The following is a 2,571-nucleotide window of genomic DNA, read 5'->3' as shown; positions in this document are numbered from 1 at the left end:
TTCGTAGATCCATTGAAAATGGTTTCATTGAGAAATATTTTTGTTGTTTATTATTTGAGTGTATCACAATACAGCGGGAACCGCTGTAATGTACTCACCCCCAGCTGCCAATGGTGTTTTATCACCTGTTCCCCAGCTGTAAAAGTTGGTATCTTTTTCATCCAGGGTGGCGTCATTAGATAAGTAGATGGCATCGTACCAGTCAGCCGCTGCCTGCACGGAACCCTGATTTTTAACTGTCCAGGACACTGGGATTGTCTGACCCAACTGGGCTGTTAAAGGTGCCGTGACTCGATCGACAATTACGTCGGGAACTGTTATATCGATGCGTACTGCTTTAACGTTATTGGTATCGTTAGTTTCAACCTGATGCTTGTCGCGATCGGTAACGAACAATAAATACCAGGGGCCCGCTCCGGTTCTTTCGGGTAATGTAAAGTTTCGGGTTTCTGTGTAGCTTGCTCCAGGAGCCAAGGGTGTTTCAGCTGACCTCCAGATTTCTCCTAGCTGGCGATCTGAATAATCCCAAATTGTGTTGTCCGACAAGTAGACGGCATCAAGCCAGCCGGGGCTTTCCCACGAATAACGCCCTTTGCCAACAGCTGCTTCTTCACCCTGGTTGGTGACAGTCCAGGAAACATCAATTTTTTCGCGTTCAGCTGCTGTTGGTGGAGCTGTAATCGCGGAAATTACTAGATCTGGTGCCATATCAGTAGATGCAATGTTAGTTGAGGTATCGACTATGCTACAGTTGAGTTAAAATCAGATTCAGAGTCAACATATGTTGCTCTCACTCTTGACTTTTTTAGACATATTTCTACCAGTTGATTGCCCTTTTTAAGCAACAAAAGCAAACAGAATTATACCTACTAAAAGAGAAAGAGTAAGCTCACTTCCCCCTGTCGAGCGGTGAAAGCCGACAGTCCGATCGCGTTTCAGTCATTATTTCATCTTAAAACAACTAAGTAAAGAAACTTTCTTTAAAGATTTTGTAAATTTCTATTTATTACGTAAAGGGGTACCTGTATAAAAAAAACGTTGGCGAGCGGTCTAGTTAATAAAATTAAGGAAAATATCGGTTATCTTAATTATTTCCCGAATCAGTAGAAATACTTAGTTAATTTTTTCTACGTATGTCTTGAGATAGATGATTTATTTTATATAAGCCTAATATTGTCAATCTCCGCCAATTAAACACAATATTGGTAAATAACATCCGTCTTAAGTTAGGTTATTTTGCTTTTATAGAAAGCTCAAATCTCAGTAATTCCTTTGATAGAAAATTTACTTAAATGTGAGATTCACGGATTTAGAACTGATCGTGGGTTTTTAAGACAGGGCGAAAAGCTTCTGGCTCAAGGCGTTAATTTAAAGAAGCTAGAACTTACGCCTTGACAAAATAGTTGAGTTGTGCATATCTCTCAACAGAGGCGATCGGGCTGGCAGTGCGACAGGCCAAAGATCGGGAACGGTATACCTTATTGGCACAGCGATTTGGTTGACGATGCGATAGGCGATCGGGGACTGACAGAACAGTTCAATTTTAAGTATAAATACTCTGAAGGATAGATTGAGAATATGGGGCTTGTCGAGAAATCCCTACTCGCCAAGTAGAGATTTAATGCGGATATAGAGGTTGGGATTAGGCACAATTTGGAGGTATAGCTTGCTGCCAGAAGGCTGGCTATTTCCTACCTCAAAAGATACCATGAAAAGTCCTTTACAAGAAAAATTTTCCCTAGCCCTAAACCGATTAACGAGTATGAATTTATTCTCAGGGCGTACCACAAACGTTTTGTTGTTTGACTGTGCCAGTGCCGCTTGTGACATTGCATTTATGCTCGACGGTCAATGGGATGGTTGCAACGGTATTGTCATCCCTTCCTATGACGAAGTAGCTGTTAACACGGCAGCCAATTTGGTAGGAGCGTCCTGGTGTCATCAGGGAGCATCAACTGCTCTGTTAGCTAGATTGAGTACGGATGAACTTTTGAGGCGATACGCAGCAGGTGAAAGGAATTTCGCCAACGCAAACTTGAGGTATGCCGTTTTATGCGAAGAGAACTTAAGTCAATGCAACTTAACTTACGTGAAATTGAATTTTGCTAACCTGAGTAGAGCAAATCTTAGTGGAGCGGACTTAACTTCGGCAGATTTGAGCGACGCTTGTTTGAATGGAGCCAATCTGAGTCAGGCTTCCCTGTATACAACTCTCCTGATGAGGGCAAACCTTAGTGGAGCTAACTTAAGAGGGGCTAATCTTTTCAAAGCTTCCTTAAATGGTGCTTGCCTCCATCGGGCAGATTTGACAGGAGCGAATTTGAGGAATGCCGATTTAAGAGGCGCGATTCTTGATCAAGCTACCTTGAGTGGAGCCAACTTAACCGGAGCCAAGCACTAACTCTTCTGGGCCAGCGGGGTTGGCCAGGTGCATCTAAAATCCGGCTGCAAGGCTATACGATGGTGAACTAGATGCTTCTAGCGAATTCTTCAAGGGTTCATCAACAGTAGTCACTTTCCTAACATTTACTTACAAACATTCACTTTTCCGGCGCGATGCTTGCCACACTC

The 2,571-nt window shown here is 42.8% G+C and carries 2 protein-coding genes; one reads left to right on the top strand and one right to left on the bottom strand.

What is annotated here, in order from left to right:
- Positions 1–63: 63 nt before the first annotated feature.
- A complete protein-coding gene (locus LAY57_RS35320; RefSeq protein WP_249072119.1) occupies positions 64–708 on the bottom strand; it encodes a CARDB domain-containing protein in 645 nt (214 codons plus the stop codon).
- A gap of 1,000 nt (positions 709–1,708) precedes the next feature.
- Between LAY57_RS35320 and LAY57_RS35315 the strand changes: the two genes are divergently transcribed.
- A complete protein-coding gene (locus tag LAY57_RS35315; RefSeq protein ID WP_249072117.1) occupies positions 1,709–2,401 on the top strand; it encodes a pentapeptide repeat-containing protein in 693 nt (230 codons plus the stop codon).
- Positions 2,402–2,571: the final 170 nt, after the last annotated feature.

Origin of the sequence: Argonema antarcticum A004/B2 (assembly GCF_023333585.1) — a bacterium.
Lineage (GTDB): Bacteria > Cyanobacteriota > Cyanobacteriia > Cyanobacteriales > Aerosakkonemataceae > Argonema > Argonema antarcticum.
This window is presented reverse-complemented; position numbering and strand designations above follow the sequence as displayed.

What these genes read in the sequence shown, in the direction of transcription:
- LAY57_RS35320 (WP_249072119.1), bottom strand. Translation starts at nt 708, where the DNA reads ATGGCACCAGATCTAGTAATTTCCGCGATTACAGCTCCACCAACAGCA.
- LAY57_RS35315 (WP_249072117.1), top strand. Translation starts at nt 1,709, where the DNA reads ATGAAAAGTCCTTTACAAGAAAAATTTTCCCTAGCCCTAAACCGATTA.